Below are 18,606 nucleotides of genomic sequence, written 5' to 3'. Positions count from 1 at the left end.
ACCCTCATGAGGCTCCAGCCATGATTCCGGACGTCGACAACGACAGCATCGTATATTTGAACGGCGAGTACGTCCGCCTGGGGGACGCCCACATATCCGTGCTCGACCGAGGCTTTATTTTCGGCGACGGCATCTATGAGGTGGTGCCGGCCTATCGGGGCAAGCCTTTTCGCATGGAAGGCCACGTATCCCGCCTGCTGCGCAGCCTGGACACCATCGGCCTGGAGACCGGCTGGTCCCGCGACCAATGGGAGCGCCTGATCCTCGACATGCTGGCGCGCGAAAGCCGCGGCCGCGACGTCATGCTCTACCTGCAGGTGACCCGAGGCGTGGCCAAGCGCGACCACCCTTTCCCGGCGGGCGTGCGGCCGACGATCTTCTGCATGGTGGCGCCGTTCGCGCGCGTCGGCGAGGTTCGCGAGACCGGCTTGCGCACCATCAGCCTGGCTGACATCCGCTGGCATCGCTGCGACATCAAGTCCGTGTCCCTGCTGGGCAATGTCCTGGCCAAGCAAGCTGCCGTCGAGGCGGGCGTCGATGACGTGATCCAGTTCCGCGACGGGCTGCTCAGCGAGGCCTCGTCGGCCAACGTCTGGGTGGTGCGCCAGGGGATGCTGCTGGCGCCGGTCCGCGACCACCATATCCTCGAGGGCATACGCTACGGCCTGCTCGAGGAACTCGCCCAGGCGCGCGGCATTCCCTTCGAATCCCGGCCGATTTCCCGCGACGAGGTGGCGGGTGCAGACGAGCTCATGCTGACGTCGGCCACCAAGGAAATCGTGCCCATCCTGTCGCACGATGGACGTCCCGTCGGCACGGGACAGCCCGGGCCCGTCTATCGCGCGCTGCGCGCCGCCTACGACGAGGCGATCGCCGCGCTATGAAACCGATTCCGCCCGAAGAATCCCTCATCGTCTATCCCTGCGACTTTCCCATCAAGGTCATGGGACGCGCCCATGAGGACTTCGCGCGCGTCATGACCGAGGTGGTGCAGACTTTCGATCCGGCCTTCGACCCCGGCACCATCGAGGTCCGTCCCAGCGGCCGCGGCAATTACGTCGGCCTGACCCTGACCGTGCGAGTCGAATCGCGCGAGCAGCTCGATGCGCTCTATCGCGCGCTGCACGGGCACGAGATGGTGTCCGTGGTGCTCTGAGGGCGGCCCGGATGTCGACCCTGCGGATACGCCGCCTGCCGCGCCCGGCGGACTACCAGCCCGTCTGGCAGGCCATGCAGGATTTCACCGAATCGCGCGGGCCGGACACGCCGGACGAAGTCTGGGTGGTCGAGCACGCGCCGGTCTATACCCTGGGGCAGGCCGGCCGGCCGGAACACGTGCTCAACCCCGGCGGCATCCCGGTCGTGCGTTGCAATCGCGGCGGCCAGGTCACCTATCATGGTCCCGGGCAGGTCGTTCTGTACACCTTGGTCGACCTGCGCAGGCGGCATGTGTTCGTCAAGGAATTCGTGGCGCTGCTCGAGGACGTCGTGCTCGATCTCCTCGAGACGTATGGCGTATCCGCCTGCCGCAAGGCAGGGGCGCCGGGCATCTACGTGCCCCCGCAGGCCCTGCTCGAGCCGGCGGGCCCTGACCTCGCCAAGATCGCTGCCCTGGGCATCAAGGTGCGCAACGGTTGCGCCTACCATGGCGTGGCCTTGAACGTGGCGATGGACCTGCGGCCGTTTCTGGGCATCAATCCCTGCGGCTACGAGGGATTGCGGACGGTGGACATGGCGGCCTGCGGGGTTGCGGCCGATCCGGCCGTGGTCGGCGACCGCCTGGCGGAGGGGTTTCAGAGGGCCTGGGAACACATTCAGGCCGAGGCCTGATACCCTTGTGTACGAGGCGGGTGTGCGACCCGCCGCCACGAGACAAGGAGCCAAAGGCATGAATCAAGCGATGGAAGGCGCCGCGCCGCCGGACGAGGGGCGGGATCCCGTGCTGGTGGATCGCCATGCAGGGGTGTTGACCCTCACGCTGAACCGCCCCGAACAGTTCAATGCCCTGTCCGAGGACGTCCTGGAGGCCCTGCAGGCGGCGTTCGACGACTGCACGCGCGACGAGGATTTGCGGGCCGTGGTGGTGGCGGCGCGCGGCCGCGCGTTCTGTGCGGGGCACGACCTCAAGCAGATGCGCGCCCATGCCGGCGACCGTGACTACTACCTGTCGCTGTTCGGCCGTTGCGGCGGCGTGATGCAATCCATCGTGCGCTGCCCGGTGCCGGTCATCGCGCGGGTTCACGGCACGGCCACCGCGGCCGGCTGCCAGCTCGTGGCCAGCTGCGACCTCGCCGTGGCTTCGGCCGGCGCGCGTTTCGCCGTGTCGGGCATCAATGTCGGATTGTTCTGCTCGACGCCGGCTGTGGCCCTGACGCGCAACGTGCCCCTGAAGAACGCCTTCGAGATGCTGGTGACGGGCCGCTTCATCAGCGCCGAGCAGGCCCGGGCCTACGGCCTGGTGAACCACGTGGTGCCCGACGACGAACTGGATGCCGCCGTCGAGGGCCTGGTCGACGCGATCCGGGCCAAGAGCCCGCTGGCGGTGCGCATCGGCAAGTCCATGGTGCAGCGCCAGCTGGGCATGGATCTGGCACAGGCCTACGACTACGCCGCCGACGTCATGGCCGAGAACATGATGGCCGATGACGTCGGCGAGGGCATCGACGCCTTCATCGAAAAACGGCCGCCGCACTGGCGCGGCCGCTAGTGTCCTGTCTGGCTAATTTGGTCACTCAAATTCGGATGCATGGGCTTGTCAGGCAAGGCGCAAACCGCAGCGATAGCCGGTGCTATCGCGAGGATTTGCAACGCAGCATGGCGAGCCCAGGCGCCGAAGGTAAGGATCGAAATTAGCCAGACAGGACACTAGACCCGCAACAGGGGCGGGGCGCGGATCGATCCGGCCTGCGTTTGCGCTAGCACAAGGCGACCGTGCGCGAAAGCACGTTCAATGGAGGGGTACGACAAAGGACCGCTCCATGAAAACCTTGAAACGCACGCGAGGATTGCTCGGTGGCTGCGCGGCGGCCGGCCTTGCCGCCGTGGCGATGTCCCAGATGGTGCCTGCGGCGGCCACCCTTGCGCCGCCGGCCGCCCCGGCGGAATTGCGCCTGATCCCTATCCCGGGCGGTACGTTCCCGCTGCAGGTGCCCGGCGAGTTCCTGGACCGAGGCATGCCGGTCGATCCTCCGGTCATCGAGGCCATGACCCAGCCAGGGCGGTTCATCATGAGCCGCCAGGTCAGCCAGGCCGAATATGCGCGCTGCGTGCAGGCCGGCGCCTGCAAGCGCCTGGACAAGGCGTTCCGCAACCTCCAGGCCGGCGACAAGCCCGCCGTGGGCGTGAGCTGGAACGACGCCACGGCCTATGCCGAGTGGCTGTCGGCCACCACCGGCCGGGCCTGGCGCCTGCCCGACTATGCCGAATGGGTGCGCGCCGCCGCCGACCGTTATCGCATGGAGGGGCCGCTGCCCTCCGATCCCGATGATCCCGCGGTGCGCTGGCTGGCCGAGTACGAGCGCAGTACGGCCCGCGGCCGCGGGCGCATCAAGCCGGCCCAGCCGTTCGGCCATTTCGGCACGAACAGCCTGGGGTTGTGGGACGTCGGCGGGAACGTCTGGGAATGGACCAATACGTGTTTCGCCAGCCACACGGTCGGCACCGTGCCGCTGCCGCCGCGCGAGAACTGCAGCGTGCGCATTCTTGCCGGTGCGCACGTCGCCGCCATGCCGGATTTCATCCGCGATCCGCGCAACGGTGCCTGCTCCATCGGCCTGCCGCCCAGCAATCTGGGCTTTCGCCTGGTGCGCGACGGCTGAATCGTTTGCGCCAGATCAAACACCCGGTGTTTTGGCGGGCTGATACCTGGAATCGTTTGATCTAGTGCAACTAGTGTTAACCCTGATCATGGCACGATGGAACCGTCGAATAAGACACAACAAATCAGGGAGTTCAACATGAAGGTTTTTCGTCTGTGCATGGCCGCCACCGCCCTGGCTTCCGTTCTTGCGGGTGGGACAGCCCTCGCCGATCCGGTGGACAAGCTCGAGCACGTCAAGGTCGAGCTGGTCGCGCCCCCGCTGGTGCATGCGCACGAGCAGGCCACCAAGGCGGCCCCGCGGGTGATCCAGTTCCGGATGGTGATCGAGGAGAAAAAGGTCGTCATCGACGAGGAAAACGGCACGACCCTGCAGGCGATGACCTTCAACGGCTCGATGCCCGGACCGACCATGGTCGTCCACGAGGGCGACTACGTCGAGCTGACGCTGGTCAATCCGGACACCAACGCGCTCGAGCACAACATCGACTTCCACGCCGCCACCGGTGCGCTGGGCGGCGCCAGCCTGACGATCGTCAAGCCGGGCGAGGAAGCCGTGCTGCGCTTCAAGGCCGACCGCTCGGGCGTCTTCATCTACCACTGCGCGCCCGAGGGCATGGTGCCCTGGCACGTGGTGTCCGGCATGAGCGGCACCATCATGGTGCTGCCGCGCGACGGCCTCAAGGACGCCGCAGGCAATGCGCTGCACTACGACAGGGCCTACACCATCGGCGAGTTCGACTTGTACATCCCCAAGGACGAGGACGGCAATTACAAGGAATATGACACTGCGCTCGAGAGCTACGGCGATACGGTCGAGGTCATGCGCGGCCTGATCCCGACCCACGTGGTGTTCAACGGCAAGGTCGGCGCCCTGACCGGCGACGGCGCCATGACCGCCAAGGTCGGCGAAAGCGTCCTGTTCATCCACGCCTCGGCCAATCGCGACACCCGCCCCCACCTGATCGGCGGCCACGGCGACTGGGTCTGGGAAACCGGCAAGTTCGCTAATGCGCCCGAGAAAGACCTCGAGACCTGGTTCATCCGCGGCGGTTCGGCGGGTGCGGCGTTCTACACCTTCAAGCAGCCCGGGGTCTACGCCTACGTCAATCACAACCTGATCGAGGCTTTCGAGCTGGGCGCTGCCGGCCACGTCAAGGTGGACGGCAAGTGGAACGACGACCTGATGAAGCAGGTGGCCGCGCCCCGGCCAGTCACCGCCAAATAACCCATGAAACAACGGGCATGGCCTTGGGCCATGCCTCTCAGGAGACCCTCATGTTCAAGACTCTCGGTATCGCAGCCCTCGCACTGGCCCTCGCGCCTTTCGCCTCGATGGCCGCCGATGGCGGCAAGGTCAACCCCTCGGGTGAAAAGCTCTATAAATCCTCGTGTGTGGCCTGCCACAGCACAGGCGCGGCCAACGCCCCCAAGCTCGGCAATAAAAAGGCGTGGGAACCCATCATCGCGCGTGGCATGGACGAGATGATGGCCGTGGCCATCAACGGCAGGGGCGCCATGCCGGCGCGCGGCGGCACCAAGGCCGACGACGCCGCCCTGCGCGCGGCCGTCGAATACATGGTCAGCCGGGTGCGCTGATCACAGCCGGCGGATCCCCTCGAAGCGGAACCGGATGTCGCCCGGGGGGGCCTGCACCGTCCATGCGGCCAGCGGCCCGCCGAGGTCGATGTCCGCGGTGGCCATGGTGTTCTCGTCATCCGTATCGGCGGCCGAGTTCCGGTAGATGGGCTCGGCCGCATCGCCTTGATCGGCCAGGATGTCGAGGGCTTCGGTCCCTTGTGCCAACAGGGCGTCGCCGCGCGCCTGCCGGTGCCGCGACGAGGCCGTGACGACCTGGGACAGGCCGGCCTGCAGGGCGTGGATGGCATGGTTGGCGTGGACCCGCCTGCCGGCGGCCACGCGTTCGGCGGACACTGTTTCAGATGAGAATTCCACGCTGTACGTGGCGTCCCCGCCGGCCGTGCCGATGCCCAGGTGGAAGGCGCCGGCGCGCGGGTGGGCGCGCAGCAGCGCCACGGCGTCCGTGGGCGTGCCCAGCGTCAGTACGGCCCGCGTCAGCACCATGCGCGGCATGCCGGGCGGGGCACGGCGCGCCCGGATGTTGTTGACGGTCATGGCCAGACCGGCGTCGTTGACGGCAAAGGTGTGGCCCGGGATGGACCCCGGGTAGACGAAGGATACGAAGGCCGGGCCATCGGGCGGCCGCAGGTCGACCAGGCCGCAGCGGCCGGCGAAGCCCGGATCGCCGTCCTCGTTGTGCGACAGGCGCGCGGCGGCCAGCACGGTGGTGCAGCCGTCGGGCGCCATCGCCCACAGGTCGCCTCGGCAATTCCACAGAAAGACGTCCTCTAGCGGTAGTCCCAGCCCTTCGGCCAGGCCCGAGAGCTCGTCCATGATCCACGGAAAGGCCTGTTCGACATGCGCGCGCATGGCCGCAGCCTCGGCGCTGCCGCGCCAGCGCTGTACGCCGGCCCATGCGGACGAGCGCAGCAGATGGCCGTGGCAGGCCTCGGCCCCCCAGCGCCCCAGCGCCAGCCCGATGTCGCGATGGGATCCTTCAGCGCGCAGCCATGCCAGCACGGTGATTCTCCTGGTGTGGAAACGATGCCGCCATGCCGCGCCGCCTCAGAGGTAGGCGCCGCTGTCGTGCAGTTGCGCCTCGGCGTGCGCCAGGCCTTGCACGGCTCGCGCGCCGGCGCGCACGAGCAGTTGCTGGGCCAGCACCTCGACCAGACCCTGTGCGGCCACGGTGGACGGAAAGAAGGAACCGCTGTGCGTCGTGAACGTCAGTACGCATGCGGCCTCGATGGCCACCGGCGCGAGCTTGCTGTCGCACAGGGCGATGATGGGACAGCTTTGCCGGCGCGCGGCCTCGGTGATCTGGCGGACTTCGCGCGAGTAGGGCGCGAAGCTGATGAGGACAATGGTGTCTTCGGGGCCCAGGTGGCGCAGGTCCTGGTCGAGCGTGCCGGCGGTGTTGTCCAGCAGGTAGACGTCGGGACGGAACAGGCTGCAGAGGTACTTGAGGCTGAAGGCCGCGGGATGCGACGAACGAAACCCCGCGATGTGCAGCCGCCGCGCCCGGTGCAAGCGTTCGACCGCCTCGGGCATCGCCCGCGCGTTGGCCGCGCCCAGCGCCAGCAGGTTGGCCGATTGCGCCTGGGTGCCGCGGATCCAGTCGGCGGACTCGGACGGGTGGTCGGCGACCAGCGCCTGGGCGCGGTCGGCGTAGCCGCCGGGCACCATGCGCAGTTGCCGGTTGAAGACCGATTTCAGGGGCTCCCAGCCGGCATAGCCCAAGTGCTGGGCGAGCCGCACGAGCGTGGCCGGCTGTACGCCGGCCAAGGCCGAGATCTTGCGCATCGACAGGATCGACACTTGGGTCGGATGGTCGATCAGATAGCGCGCGGCGATCTGGAACTGCGGGCTCAAGTCCTTGTAGCAGGACTGGATGTGTTGGACCAGGGCTTCCAGGGACTGTGGCGCTTGCATGACGGTCGGTCGGGAAAAGCCTCGGGGGGATTGATTTATTTGTTCCAAGTATTATGATACACGAAACACTTGTTGAATAAACGGCGTGCCGCGACGATCGGCCGAGGACGCCTGGGACCCCCGCCATGACCCATGTCTTTCATCGCAACCCCCAGCATACGCTGAAACGCGCCGTACGCGGACAGGGGGTTTCCCTGTTCGATGAGGACGGTCGCGAGTACATTGACGCCTCCGGCGGCGCGGCCGTGTCCTGCCTGGGGCATGGCCACCCCGACGTGATCGCGGCCATCAAGGCGCAGCTCGACGAACTGGCCTACGCCCATTCTTCATTCTTCACCACGCAGGCTTGCGAGGATTTGGCCGACTTCCTGGCCGCCCGCGCGCCCGGGGACCTGGACCACGTCTATTTCGTATCCGGCGGCTCCGAGGCCGTGGAGGCGGCGCTGAAACTGGCGCGCCAGTATTTCGTCGAACGCGGCGAGGATTCCCGCAGCCAGTTCATCGCCCGGCGCCAGAGCTACCACGGCAACACCCTGGGGGCGCTGGCGATCGGCGGCAATGCCTGGCGGCGCGCACCTTTCCTGCCCCTGCTGGTCCCCGCCCATCACGTCTCGCCCTGCTATGCCTATCGCGACCAGCGCGCCGACGAGACCGAGGAGCAATACGCCGCACGGCTGGCGCAAGAACTCGAGCAAAAAATCCTCGAGATCGGCGCGGAAAACGTCGCGGCCTTCGTCGCCGAGACCGTGGTGGGCGCGACGGCCGGCGTGCTGCCGCCGGTGCGCACCTACCTGCAGCGCATCCGCGAGGTCTGCGACCGCCATGGCGTACTGTTGATCCTCGACGAGGTGATGGCCGGCATGGGCCGCACCGGCCACCTGTTCGCCTGCGCCGAGGACGGTGTGGCCCCCGACATCCTGGTGATCGCCAAGGGGCTGGGGGCGGGCTATCAGCCCATCGGCGCCATGCTGGCCAGCCGCCGGATCTATGACACCATCGTCGGCGGCAGCGGCTTTTTCCAGCACGGGCACACTTATATGGGCCACGCCACCGCCTGCGCCGGCGCCCTCGCGGTGCAGCGCGTGATCGAGCGCGATGGCCTGCTGGACAATGTGCGTGCCCGCGGCGAGCAATTGCGCGCCCGTTTGCGCGAGGCCCTGGGCGATCACCCCAACGTCGGCGACATCCGCGGCCGTGGCCTGTTCACCGGCGTCGAGTTCGTGCGGGACAAGGCCGATAAATCGGTGCTGGACCCCGCCCGCAAGACCCACGCCCAGCTCAAGCGCCAAGCCATGGCCAATGGGCTCATGGTCTATCCGATGGGCGGGACCATCGACGGCGTGCATGGCGACCATGTGCTGCTGGCGCCGCCCTTCATCAGCACCGCCGCCGACATCGACGAGATCGTCGAGCGCCTGGCGCGCAGCGTGCGCGACGTGCTGCCCGCCTGACCCGGCAAAGGACGATACCCATGGCAAGAATCGGATATGCGGACCTGGCGGACGGCTCGACCCAGGCGCTGGTCGAGCGCATCGTCGCCGAACGCGGCAGCGTGCTGCACCTGTACCAGATGCTGTTGCACAGCCCGCCGGTGGCCGAAGGGTGGCTGGCGCACCTGACCCGCATCCGCCAGCAGACCGGGCTGGACGGCGCGATCCGCGAACTGGTCATCATGCGCATCGCCCACCTCAACCGGGCGCCCTACGAGGCCGACCAGCATGCGCCGATCGCGCGGCGCGCAGGCCTGGCCCAGGCGCAGCTGGACGCCTTGCGTGAACGCGCCCTGCCCGAGGGCGTGTTCGATGCCCGCGAGCGCGCCGTCCTTGCCTACACCGATGCGATGACCTTGTCGGTGCAGGTCGAGGATGCGGTGTTCGATGCCCTGCGGCCGCATTTCGATGAGCGCGGCCTGGTCGAGCTGACCGCGACCATCGCCACCTACAACATGGTGTCGCGCTTCCTCGAGGCCCTGGATGTCCACTCGGCCGACGCGCGCTGAGGCCGCCGGCGCCGGATCGGCTTGGCGGTGGGGCGGTTTACGCCCCTGAGGCGTGCTGAGGTCCCGTCCAGCAGACATCGGGCACGCCGGCGGCGCGGTTCAGTGTGCGCGCCAGCACGAAGCACAGGTCCGAGAGGCGGTTCAGGTACTGGCGCACCGGGGGATTGACGGCCTCCTCGCGGTCCAGCGCCACCACGGCGCGCTCGGCCCGCCGGGCGAGCGTACGCGCCATGTGGGCCAGCGCGGCGGCCCGACAGCCGCCGGGCAGGATGAATTCCTGCAGGCGACCCAGCCCGGCGTTGTAATGCGCCAGGGCCTCGTCCAGGCGCGCCACGTGGGCCTCGGTCACGGCGGCGTGGCCGGGGATGCAGAGCTCGCCGCCCAGGTCGAACAGCTCGTTCTGGATGCGCCCGAGCAGCGCGGCTACGTCGGGCGGCAGGGCCTCGGTGCGCCACAGGCCGATCATGCTGTTGAGTTCGTCGACGTCGCCCAGGGCGGCGATGCGCGGCGCGTCCTTGGGCAGGCGCGTCCCGTCGCCCAGTCCGGTGGTGCCGTCGTCGCCGGTGCGGGTGCTGATGATGGAAAGCCGGATGGACATGATTGCCCTCGCGTTCGGTCGGAATGTCAGGGAGTCTGCGCCAGGCGCCGCAGCGCGTCGCCGGTCACGCGCACCACGCGCCAGTCGTGCAGGACCTCGGCGCCATGGTGCTCGTAGAATTCGATGGCGTTCCGGTTCCAGTCCAGGACCACCCATTCGAAGCGTCCGCAGTCCAGGTCCACCGCCAGGCGCGCCAGGTGCCGAAGGACCCAGCCGCCCAGGCCGCGTCCCCGGTGCGCAGGGCTAATGTACACGTCTTCGAGGTACAGGCCGCGCTTGTCCAGGAAGCTGGAATAGTTATGGAACCACATGATGTAGGCGATCGGCGTCCGATCGTCGTCCTCGGGCACGATGACCAGGCAGTGGGCCGCCGGCGTCGGGCCGAAGAAGCTCGCGCGCAGGCTGTCCCCGGTGGCCTTGAAGATCCCGGTGAGCCGTTCGAATTCCGCCATCTCGCGCATCAGCGCGAGGATGCCGGGGATGTCGGTTTCGATGGCGGGCCGCAGAATATAACCGGGGACGGGATCGGGCAAGGTGCTTCCTTTTGGCGTTATATTGGGGTGTTGAAACGGGATACGGAAAAGGAGTTTAGCGTATGCCTGGAACGATGTTTTCGCGATCAGGCGCCGTGGCGCTTGCCGCCCTGGCTGCGGTTGCCGTGGTTGCCGTGCCGGCCCAGGCGCAGGAGGCCCAGGCCAGCGGCGAGGTCCGGCGCGTGGATGCCGCGCAGGGCCGGATCGCCATCAAGCACGGCGCCATCAGCGCGCTGGACCTGCCGGCGATGACGCTGGTCTACCGGATCGATCCGGCCTTGCTGGCGGGAATCCAGGTCGGCGACACGGTCAAGTTCACCGCCACCCGCCAGGATGGCAAGTACGTGGTCACCAAGCTGTCCAAATAAGCCTTGCGCGGGTCCCGGCTACAGCACGTAGCGCGCCAGGTCCTGGCTGCCCGCCGTGGCCTCGAGCTTGTCGTTGACGTAGGCCGCATCGATCACGACCTTGTCGGCGCCCGGATTGGCAGCCTCGAAGGACAGGTCCTCCAACAGTTTCTCCATCACCGTGTACAGGCGGCGGGCGCCGATGTTCTCGGTGCGCTCGTTGACGTCGAAGGCGATTTCGGCCAGGCGCCGAATGCCCGCCTCGGTGAAGTCCAGCTCGATGTCCTCGGTGGCCAGCAGTGCGTGGTATTGCTTGGTCAGCGATGCGTCGGTCGCATCCAGGATGCGCACGAAGTCCTCGGCCGTCAGTGAGTCGAGTTCCACGCGGATGGGAAAGCGGCCCTGCAGTTCTGGGATCAGGTCCGAGGGGCGGGACAGGTGGAACGCGCCCGAGGCGATGAACAGGATGTGGTCGGTGCGCACCATGCCGTACTTGGTGTTGACCGTCGTGCCCTCGACCAGCGGCAGCAGGTCGCGCTGGACGCCCTGGCGCGAGACGTCCGCGCCGCCTTGCTCCTGGCGCGCGGCGATCTTGTCGATCTCGTCGAGGAACACGATGCCGTGCTGCTCGGCCAGCGAGACCGCGCGGCCGCGCAGTTCTTCCTCGTTGATGCGGCGGCCCGCCTCCTCTTCGATGATCAGGCGAAAGGCCTCCTTGACCGTGAGCTTGCGGGTCTTGGTCTTGCCCTGCGACAGGCCGGCGAACATGCCGCGCAGCTGCTCGGTCATTTCCTCCATGCCCGGGGGCGCCATGATTTCCATCTGAGGCGCGGCCTGGGCGACCTCGACCTCGATCTCGGTGTCGTCCAGACGGCCCTCGCGCAGGCGCTTGCGGAAGATCTGGCGGGTATTGTTCTCGTCGCGTTCGGGCTCGCCGCGCGCGTTGCGCGGCGGCGGCAGCAGGGCGTCGAGGATGCGGTCCTCGGCGGCGTCCTCGGCCTGGGCGCGCACCCGCCGCATCTCGGTCTCGCGGGTTTGCTTGACGGCGACCTCGACCAGGTCGCGCACGATGGTGTCGACGTCGCGGCCGACGTAGCCGACCTCGGTGAACTTGGTGGCCTCGATCTTGACGAAGGGCGCATTGGCCAGCCGCGCGAGGCGGCGGGCGATTTCCGTTTTGCCCACGCCGGTCGGGCCTATCATCAGGATGTTCTTGGGCACGATCTCGTGGCGCAGGGGTTCGGGCACCTGCTGTCGGCGCCAGCGGTTGCGCAGCGCTACGGCGACGGAGCGTTTGGCGCGGTCCTGGCCCACGATGTGCTTGTCCAGTTCCGAGACGATTTCTTTGGGGGTCATGGTGGAGGCGGACATGATGGACGGGCCTAAAGTGTTTCGACGATGTGGTTCTGGTTGGTGTAGATGCAGAGTTCGCCCGCGATCTCGAGGGACTTCTTGACGACCTCGGCGGGCGGCAGGTCGGTGTTCTCGAGCAGCGCGCGGGCCGCGGACTGTGCGTAGGCGCCGCCCGATCCGATGGCGGCCAGGCCGTGTTCGGGCTCGAGGACGTCGCCGTTGCCCGACAGGATCAGGGTGTGCTCGCGGTCAGCCACGATGAGCATGGCCTCGAGCCGGCGCAGGATGCGGTCGGTGCGCCAGTCGCGGGTCAGCTCGACGGCCGCGCGCATCAGGTGGCCCTGGTGTTTTTCCAGCTTGGCCTCGAAGCGCTCCTGCAGGGTGAAGGCGTCGGCCGTGGCGCCGGCGAAACCCGCCAGGACGCGGTCGTGGTAGAGGCGGCGGATCTTGCGCGCCGTGCCCTTGATGACGATGTTGCCGAGCGTGACCTGGCCGTCGCCGCCCAGCGCGACGTCCTCTCCGCGGCGGACGCAGACGATGGTGGTGGCGTGAAATTGTTCCATGGGAATCCTTGCTGTGAGCCGTTCATATGGGGGCGGGACAGCCGGATTCAAGGCACGGCGCCCCGCCGGGGTCTGATCGGGCGGGGCCGTGGGGTCCTGCGAGTGCCGGACTTAGTCGCCGTAGAGCTTCTGGCGCATTTCGCGGCGCTCCTGCGCCTCGAGCGACAGGGTGGCGGTGGGGCGGGCCAGCAGGCGGGCGATGCCGATGGGCTCGCCGGTTTCCTCGCACCAGCCGTATTCGCCGGCATCGATCCGGGCGATGGACTGCTGGACCTTTTTCAGCAGCTTGCGCTCGCGGTCGCGGGTACGCAGCTCGAGCGCGTGTTCTTCTTCGATGGTGGCGCGATCGGCCGGGTCGGGGACGTATTGGGTCTCGCGCAGGTTTTCCGTGGTGGCGCCGGCGTTCGTGAGGATTTCGTGTTCGAGGCGGTGCAGGCGGTCGCGGAAGAACGCGAGCTGTGCATCGTTCATGTAGTCCTTTTCCGGCATCGCCAACAGTTCCTTTTCCGTCAGCAGGCGGACCTGGGATTTCGTGCTGGATTTGCTAGCCATGGTGTTTCCTCTACTCTGATTATCGTGCCGGATGGCGTTCACCCGCTGCCGCCTTGCCGGTGCGGCGCATAGTGCGGGATCAGGCCAGGCATTGCTCGAGCCCCTGGGTGAAGATGTCCTGGGGAAGTTTACGGCCGATGAAGACCATGCGGGTATTGGGCTTTTCACTGGCAAGCCAGGGTTTGCCGGGTTCGGCGCCCATCATCATGTGGACGCCTTGGAACAGCATGCGGCGATTGATCCCCTTGAGGTAGAGGATGCCTTTGTAGCGCAGCAGGTCGGGGCCGTAGACCTGGACGATGCCGCCGAGGAATTCCTCGAGGCGCTCGGGGTCGAAGGCCTTGTTCGAGCGGAAGACGAAGGCGCCGATTTCGTCGTCGTGGTGCGCGTGATGGTGATCGTGGCCGCATCCGGGACCGCAGGCGTGGCCGTCCTCGTCGTGATCATGATCATGGCCGTGGTCATGGTGGTGGCCATGATGCGCGTGATCGTGATGATCGTGGTCTTCGGACTCGAGGAATTCGGGATCGATGTTCAGGATCGCATCGAGATCGAAGCCGCTGACCTCGAGGAGGGCCTCGATGTCGGTTTCGCCGAAATGCACCGGCGTGATCGAGGCGCGCGGGTTGATGCGCACCAGTCGCGCGCGCAATGCCTGGTAGTCGGCGTCGTTGACCAGGTCCTTTTTTGAAATCAGGAGGCGATCGGCAAAGCCGACCTGGCGCTGGGATTCCTCCTGGCGGTCGAGGGTGGCCATGCCGTGCTTGGCGTCCACGACGGTGATGACCGCATCGAGCCGATAGGTATCGGCGATGTCGTCGTCCATGAAGAACGTCTGGCACACGGGGCCGGGGTTGGCCATGCCGGTCGTTTCGATGATGACCCGGTCGAAGGCCAGGCCGCCGTCCGCGCGGCGGGCCGCCAGGTCGTTGAGCGTGCGGATCAGGTCGCCGCGCACGGTGCAGCAGACGCAGCCGTTGCTCAATTCGACGATCTGCTCGTCACTGTCCTGCACGAGCAGGTCGTTGTCGATGTTCTCGGGGCCGAACTCGTTTTCGATGACCGCGATGCGCTGGCCGTGGTATTCAGTCAGGATGCGGCGCAGCAAGGTGGTCTTGCCCGCGCCGAGGAATCCCGTAAGCACGGTCACGGGAATCATGGTGTCCAGTTCTGTCGCAGCTTTCATAGGTGCCTCGCAGGCCGCGCAAGGCATCCATCCAAAGCTCTGCCAGGGTACGCCAACCAGCCGCTGGTAAGGCCTCGCGCAATCAAATCAACAAGCGATTACATCACAGCCCATGCTTTAGGGCAAACGTGAGGGTCGCATCCATGATCCATCGTACCCTACCCGGGCCGGCAGCGGGTTCAGGGGTGGCCGGTCGCCTGGCGGCTGGCGCAGACGGCGCGCAACTCGGTCTTATGGTTATGTTATAACATAACAAGTTCGCCGCACCGATCCGGTGCCTTGCCCATCCCATCATGCCCAGATTGTCCTTATTCCAGCGGCCGCGCCGCTATCGCGGCTCGGTGCTGCTGCTCTCCGCCGGCCGGCGCATGCTGCGCGCGTCGATTGCCGCAGTCTTCCTGTGGATCCTGACCGGCTGGGCGATGCAATGGTGGTAGGGCAGCCGGCGATCGAATTGCAGCGCGTGTGGCTGGGCTGGCGCGACCGCGTCGCGGTGCGCGATGCCAGCGGCGCCTTCGAGCAGGGTTCGCTGACCGCCATCGTGGGCCCCAACGGGGCCGGGAAGTCCACCCTGGTCAAGGGAATCGCAGGCCGCCTGAATCCGCTGCGCGGGCGCATCCACGTGGGCGCGGGTCTGGCCCGCAGCCTGGCCTGCCTGCCGCAATCCGCCGAACTCGATCTCGCCTTTCCCATCAGCACCTTCGACCTGGTGGCCCTGGGGGCCTGGCACCGCGTGGGCGCCTGGCGCGGCCTGGACGAGGCCGGCCTCGAGGGGGTCGAGGATGCGCTGCGCGTGGTGGGCCTGGCGGGCCTGGGCCGCCGGCCGGTGGACACCCTGTCCGGCGGCCAGTTGCAGCGTGCCCTGTTTGCGCGGCTCATGCTGCGCGATGCCCGGGTGATCTTGCTCGACGAACCGTTTTCCGCGGTGGATCGGGCCACCACCGAGGATCTGCTGGACCTGTTGCATGCCTGGCATGCCGAGGGGCGCACCGTGATCGCCGTGCTGCACGACCTGGACATCGTGCGCGCCTATTTTCCCCAGACCCTGCTGCTGGCCGGGCAAGTGGTGGAATGGGGGGCGACGGAGCAGGTCCTCAGTCCCGCCAACCTGCACCTTGCCCGCCACCTGTGCGCAGGGGCGCTGACATGAATCTCTGGCTGGAGCTGCTGACGCAGCCGTTCATCGACTACGGTTTCATGCGCCGCGCGCTGGCGGGTGCCTGGGCGCTGTCCTTTGCCGCGGGCCCGCTGGGTGTATTCCTGGTGCTGCGTCGCCTGAGCCTGATGGGCGACGCGATGGCCCATGCCATCCTGCCGGGCGTCGCGGTCGGCTTCCTGACGGCCGGCCTGTCCTTGTCGGCGATGACGTTGGGTGGCCTGGTCACCGGCGTCGTGGTCGCCCTGCTGGCGGGCCTGGTGTCGCGTCTGACGCCCTTGCGGGAGGACGCGAGCTTTGCGGCGTTCTACCTGGTGTCGCTGGGGCTGGGCGTTCTGCTGGTGTCGCTGCGCGGCACCAATATGGATCTGATTCACGTGTTGTTCGGCACGGTGCTGGGCCTGAACGACGCCGCCCTCCTGCTGGTGACGGCGGTCAGCAGTGTGACCCTGCTGGCGCTGGCCGCCCTGTTCAGGGTGTTGGTCATCGAGTGCCTGGATCCTTTGTTCCTGCGGGCCGAGGGCGGTGCCGGCGCCTGGGCCCACATGGCCTTCCTGCTGCTGCTGGTGCTGAACCTGGTGGCCGGCTTCCAGGTCCTGGGGACGCTGATGGTGGTCGGCATCATGATGCTGCCCGCCACGGCCGCCCGCTTCTGGGTCCGCTCGGTCGGCTCGCAGATGATCCTGGCCGCCGCCCTGGGCGCGGCGTCCTCGTATGCGGGGCTGCTGGTGTCTTATTACCAGGACGTGCCTGCCTCACCGGCCATCATCCTGGCGGCCGGGCTCCTGTATTTCGTCTCGGTGGCCATCGGGCCGCACGGCGGGATACTGCAGCTCGTGCGGCAATCGCGCCAGCGTCGTGCCCGTCTGCTCGAATCCATGGGGTCCTGATCCATGCGGAATACCATTCTCCAGGCAGGCGCCGCGTCCATGCGTCGCCGGCCGGCGCGCAGCCTGTCGGCCTGGTCCGCCGCCGCCGTGCTCGTCCTCTGCGGTGCGATGCTGCCGAGGGCGCATGCGCAGGCGCCCTCGGACCGCATCCGGGTGGTGGCCACGTTCTCGATCCTGGCGGATATGGTTCGCGAGGTGGGCGGGGATCGCATCGACATCCAGGCCATTGTCGGTCCCAATGGCGATGCCCATGCCTTCGAACCCACGCCTCGCGATGCGCGCGCATTGGGGGCTGCGCAGGTTCTGGTGCGCAACGGCCTGGGATTCGAAGGCTGGCTGCCGCGCCTGCTGGATGCCGCGGGCTTCAAGGGCCTGGACGTCGTGGCCTCGGACGGCGTGCGGCCGCGCGTCCTCGGCGACGAGGAACAGGCCTTGGAGGCGCATGGGCATGAAACCCACGACCACGAACCCCATGGCCACGGCCATGCGGGCGACGTCGACCCGCACGCCTGGCAGGACCTGTCCAATGGCGTAATCTATGTGCGCAACATCGCGCGCGGCCTGGCCGCCGCGGATCCGGCGCATGCCGATGAGTATCGCCGGCGTGCCGACGCCTATGCCCTGCGCCTGCAGGACGAGGATCGGGCCTGGCGCAACGACTTGGAGGCCGTGCCCCCGGCGCGGCGCGTCATGATGACGACGCACGATGCATTCGGCTACCTGGGCCAGGCCTACGGCATCCGGATCGTCTCGGTGCTAGGCCTGTCCAGCGAGGCCGAGCCCGCGGCGGGCGCCCTCGCGCGGATCATCGACCAGATCCGCGACCGTGGTATCCGGGCGATGTTCCTTGAAAAGGCGGTGAATCCGACACTGATGCGGCGCATCACCCAGGAAACCGGCGCCCGGATCGGCGGCACGCTGTATTCCGACACATTGGATGCGCCCGGCGCGCCCGCCGGCACCTACCTGGGGATGTTCCGCTGGAATGCGCGGCTGATCCTGGAAGCCATGAGGGGATGACACCGGTAGCGCATCGATTTACGGCGCCTCCGCATGCTCCACGGTGTCTGCCCGTCCCATGATTTGTTCGGCGGAGCCCTAATCGCGCGATTTCCGGTGCGCCCGCGGATGCGCCTGGTCGTAGCTGGCCGCCAGATGCTGGAAATCCAGGCGCGTGTAGATCTGCGTAGTCGAGATATTGGCGTGCCCCAGCAGTTCCTGGACGGCGCGCAGGTCCTGGGCCGACTGCAGCAGGTGGCTGGCAAAGCTGTGGCGCAGGCTGTGCGGATGCACATGCAGCGGCAAGCCCACGCGTCGGGCCAGCCGGTCCAGTTGCAGCTGGACCACCCGCGGGCTGATGCGCGCGCCGCGGGCGCCCAGGAACAGCGCCGCGCGGGTGGCCGCATCGGCGTGGGCGGGCAGCAGCGTCGCGCGTACGGCCATCCATGCGCGCAGCGCCTCGATGGCCCGGCCGCCCAGGGGGACGATGCGTGTCTTGCCGCCCTTGCCGCGGACCACGGCCTCGCCCTCGTCAAGCTGGATCCAGCTGTGCGAGGCATAGCCATCCTCGCGCGTGGGCACGTGATCCAGCCCGACCAGTTCGGCCAGGCGCAGTCCGCTGGAATACAGGACCTCGAACATCGCCAGGTCGCGCCGTTCGACGGCCGACTCGGCCGGCGGCAGGCCGTTGCGGTCGAGCAGGGCCTGGGCATGGTCCACCGACAAGGCCTTGGGCAGTGTGCGCGGGATCTTGGGCGCACGCACGCCATGCGCGGGGTTGTGCTCGAGCCCGGCGGCCGGGGCCCGCCATTCGAAATAGCCGCGCCACGCCGCCAGTGCGCGCGCCAGGCTGCGAGGCTTCAGACCCTGGGCGTGCAGGCGGGCGAGCGCCTGGCGGATGTGCGATTCCGTCAGGCTGTCCAGCGCCAGCTCCGGATGGCAGCGCCGTAGGGCCGCCAGGTCCCGCCGATAACTGGCGATGGTGTGCGCCGCATAGCGCTGTTGTTCGCCCAGTGCGGCCAGCCATGCCTCGATCGATTGTGTGTCGCCGGTGGTGGGTGTCATGGATACGGCCTCTGGACTGCGTACTGGGGGGACAT

The 18,606-nt window shown here is 67.7% G+C and carries 23 protein-coding genes; 14 read left to right on the top strand and 9 right to left on the bottom strand.

Translation table 11 applies throughout. The features are described from left to right. Positions 1-20: 20 nt before the first annotated feature. The 7 genes from OOZ48_RS12535 (at position 21) to OOZ48_RS12505 (ending at position 5,416) form a co-directional block, all read left to right on the top strand. On the top strand, positions 21-884 hold the full coding sequence (locus OOZ48_RS12535; RefSeq protein WP_269498818.1) for a D-amino acid aminotransferase: 864 nt from the start codon (positions 21-23) through the stop codon (positions 882-884). After that, on the top strand, positions 881-1,156 hold the full coding sequence (locus OOZ48_RS12530; RefSeq protein ID WP_269498817.1) for a DUF493 family protein: 276 nt from the start codon (positions 881-883) through the stop codon (positions 1,154-1,156). Before OOZ48_RS12535 ends, OOZ48_RS12530 begins: the two co-directional genes overlap by 4 nt. A gap of 11 nt (positions 1,157-1,167) precedes the next feature. After that, positions 1,168-1,830 carry a lipoyl(octanoyl) transferase LipB gene (gene lipB / locus OOZ48_RS12525; RefSeq protein WP_442867584.1) on the top strand — a complete coding sequence of 221 codons (663 nt, stop codon included), beginning with the start codon at positions 1,168-1,170 and terminating at the stop codon, positions 1,828-1,830. A gap of 58 nt (positions 1,831-1,888) precedes the next feature. Continuing rightward, positions 1,889-2,707 carry an enoyl-CoA hydratase gene (locus OOZ48_RS12520; protein ID WP_269498816.1) on the top strand — a complete coding sequence of 273 codons (819 nt, stop codon included), beginning with the start codon at positions 1,889-1,891 and terminating at the stop codon, positions 2,705-2,707. A gap of 271 nt (positions 2,708-2,978) precedes the next feature. After that, positions 2,979-3,818, top strand: coding sequence for a formylglycine-generating enzyme family protein (locus OOZ48_RS12515; RefSeq protein WP_269498815.1), 840 nt, complete (start codon positions 2,979-2,981; stop codon positions 3,816-3,818). Between the two features lie 138 nt (positions 3,819-3,956). Then, a complete protein-coding gene (nirK, locus tag OOZ48_RS12510; protein ID WP_269498814.1) occupies positions 3,957-5,045 on the top strand; it encodes a copper-containing nitrite reductase in 1,089 nt (362 codons plus the stop codon). Between the two features lie 50 nt (positions 5,046-5,095). After that, positions 5,096-5,416 carry a c-type cytochrome gene (locus OOZ48_RS12505; protein ID WP_269498813.1) on the top strand — a complete coding sequence of 107 codons (321 nt, stop codon included), beginning with the start codon at positions 5,096-5,098 and terminating at the stop codon, positions 5,414-5,416. Here the strand turns inward: OOZ48_RS12505 and OOZ48_RS12500 are convergent, their stop codons facing one another. Further along, positions 5,417-6,418: a C45 family autoproteolytic acyltransferase/hydolase gene (locus tag OOZ48_RS12500; RefSeq protein WP_269498812.1), complete on the bottom strand. Its 1,002-nt coding sequence runs from the start codon at positions 6,416-6,418 to the stop codon at positions 5,417-5,419. 45 nt (positions 6,419-6,463) lie between these two features. Then, the gene (locus OOZ48_RS12495) at positions 6,464-7,330 is read right to left on the bottom strand and encodes a MurR/RpiR family transcriptional regulator (RefSeq protein WP_269498811.1); all 867 of its coding nucleotides are present in this window, start codon (positions 7,328-7,330) and stop codon (positions 6,464-6,466) included. Between the two features lie 125 nt (positions 7,331-7,455). Between OOZ48_RS12495 and OOZ48_RS12490 the strand changes: the two genes are divergently transcribed. Together OOZ48_RS12490 and OOZ48_RS12485 are read left to right on the top strand one after the other, a co-directional pair. Next, positions 7,456-8,781: an aspartate aminotransferase family protein gene (locus OOZ48_RS12490; RefSeq protein WP_269498810.1), complete on the top strand. Its 1,326-nt coding sequence runs from the start codon at positions 7,456-7,458 to the stop codon at positions 8,779-8,781. Between the two features lie 20 nt (positions 8,782-8,801). Continuing rightward, positions 8,802-9,329, top strand: coding sequence for a carboxymuconolactone decarboxylase family protein (locus tag OOZ48_RS12485; protein ID WP_269498809.1), 528 nt, complete (start codon positions 8,802-8,804; stop codon positions 9,327-9,329). A 37-nt stretch (positions 9,330-9,366) separates the two neighbouring features. Here the strand turns inward: OOZ48_RS12485 and OOZ48_RS12480 are convergent, their stop codons facing one another. Both OOZ48_RS12480 and OOZ48_RS12475 read right to left on the bottom strand, forming a co-directional pair. Next, positions 9,367-9,927 (bottom strand): cob(I)yrinic acid a,c-diamide adenosyltransferase, encoded by a 561-nt coding sequence (locus OOZ48_RS12480; protein ID WP_269498808.1) that lies wholly within the window; start codon positions 9,925-9,927, stop codon positions 9,367-9,369. Between the two features lie 26 nt (positions 9,928-9,953). Then, the gene (locus OOZ48_RS12475) at positions 9,954-10,388 is read right to left on the bottom strand and encodes a GNAT family N-acetyltransferase (protein ID WP_269499141.1); all 435 of its coding nucleotides are present in this window, start codon (positions 10,386-10,388) and stop codon (positions 9,954-9,956) included. 134 nt (positions 10,389-10,522) lie between these two features. Between OOZ48_RS12475 and OOZ48_RS12470 the strand changes: the two genes are divergently transcribed. Then, positions 10,523-10,828, top strand: a complete 306-nt coding sequence (locus OOZ48_RS12470) for a copper-binding protein (RefSeq protein ID WP_442867583.1) — start codon at positions 10,523-10,525, stop codon at positions 10,826-10,828. Between the two features lie 18 nt (positions 10,829-10,846). On the opposite strand, the gene hslU is transcribed toward OOZ48_RS12470, so the two are convergent. The 4 genes from hslU to OOZ48_RS12450 all read right to left on the bottom strand — a co-directional run bounded on the left by hslU (position 10,847) and on the right by OOZ48_RS12450 (position 14,461). Continuing rightward, the gene (hslU, locus tag OOZ48_RS12465) at positions 10,847-12,178 is read right to left on the bottom strand and encodes an ATP-dependent protease ATPase subunit HslU (RefSeq protein WP_269498807.1); all 1,332 of its coding nucleotides are present in this window, start codon (positions 12,176-12,178) and stop codon (positions 10,847-10,849) included. Between the two features lie 11 nt (positions 12,179-12,189). Next, entirely contained in the window at positions 12,190-12,723 is a 534-nt protein-coding gene (gene hslV, locus OOZ48_RS12460) for an ATP-dependent protease subunit HslV (protein WP_269498806.1), read from the bottom strand. A 111-nt stretch (positions 12,724-12,834) separates the two neighbouring features. Next, entirely contained in the window at positions 12,835-13,275 is a 441-nt protein-coding gene (gene dksA, locus OOZ48_RS12455; protein WP_269498805.1) for an RNA polymerase-binding protein DksA, read from the bottom strand. Between the two features lie 79 nt (positions 13,276-13,354). Beyond that, the gene (locus tag OOZ48_RS12450) at positions 13,355-14,461 is read right to left on the bottom strand and encodes a CobW family GTP-binding protein (RefSeq protein WP_269498804.1); all 1,107 of its coding nucleotides are present in this window, start codon (positions 14,459-14,461) and stop codon (positions 13,355-13,357) included. 293 nt (positions 14,462-14,754) lie between these two features. Here OOZ48_RS12450 and OOZ48_RS12445 point away from each other — a divergent pair, with 293 nt between their 5' ends. The 4 genes from OOZ48_RS12445 to OOZ48_RS12430 are packed head-to-tail and all read left to right on the top strand — an operon-like array spanning position 14,755 to position 17,527. Beyond that, positions 14,755-14,898, top strand: coding sequence for a hypothetical protein (locus OOZ48_RS12445; protein ID WP_269498803.1), 144 nt, complete (start codon positions 14,755-14,757; stop codon positions 14,896-14,898). Next, entirely contained in the window at positions 14,889-15,611 is a 723-nt protein-coding gene (locus OOZ48_RS12440) for a metal ABC transporter ATP-binding protein (RefSeq protein ID WP_269498801.1), read from the top strand. Before OOZ48_RS12445 ends, OOZ48_RS12440 begins: the two co-directional genes overlap by 10 nt. Further along, positions 15,608-16,507, top strand: coding sequence for a metal ABC transporter permease (locus OOZ48_RS12435; RefSeq protein ID WP_269498799.1), 900 nt, complete (start codon positions 15,608-15,610; stop codon positions 16,505-16,507). The genes OOZ48_RS12440 and OOZ48_RS12435 overlap by 4 nt, the downstream gene beginning before the upstream one ends. Before the next feature lie 39 nt (positions 16,508-16,546). Next, positions 16,547-17,527: a metal ABC transporter solute-binding protein, Zn/Mn family gene (locus OOZ48_RS12430; protein WP_442867589.1), complete on the top strand. Its 981-nt coding sequence runs from the start codon at positions 16,547-16,549 to the stop codon at positions 17,525-17,527. Between the two features lie 78 nt (positions 17,528-17,605). On the opposite strand, the gene OOZ48_RS12425 is transcribed toward OOZ48_RS12430, so the two are convergent. Then, positions 17,606-18,571: a tyrosine recombinase XerC gene (locus tag OOZ48_RS12425; protein WP_269498796.1), complete on the bottom strand. Its 966-nt coding sequence runs from the start codon at positions 18,569-18,571 to the stop codon at positions 17,606-17,608. Positions 18,572-18,606: the final 35 nt, after the last annotated feature.

It is taken from the genome of Castellaniella sp. S9 (assembly GCF_027257175.1).
Lineage (GTDB): Bacteria > Pseudomonadota > Gammaproteobacteria > Burkholderiales > Burkholderiaceae_B > Castellaniella.
The sequence above is the reverse complement of the archived record's forward strand: the minus strand, read 5'-3'. Positions and strand labels throughout refer to the sequence as shown.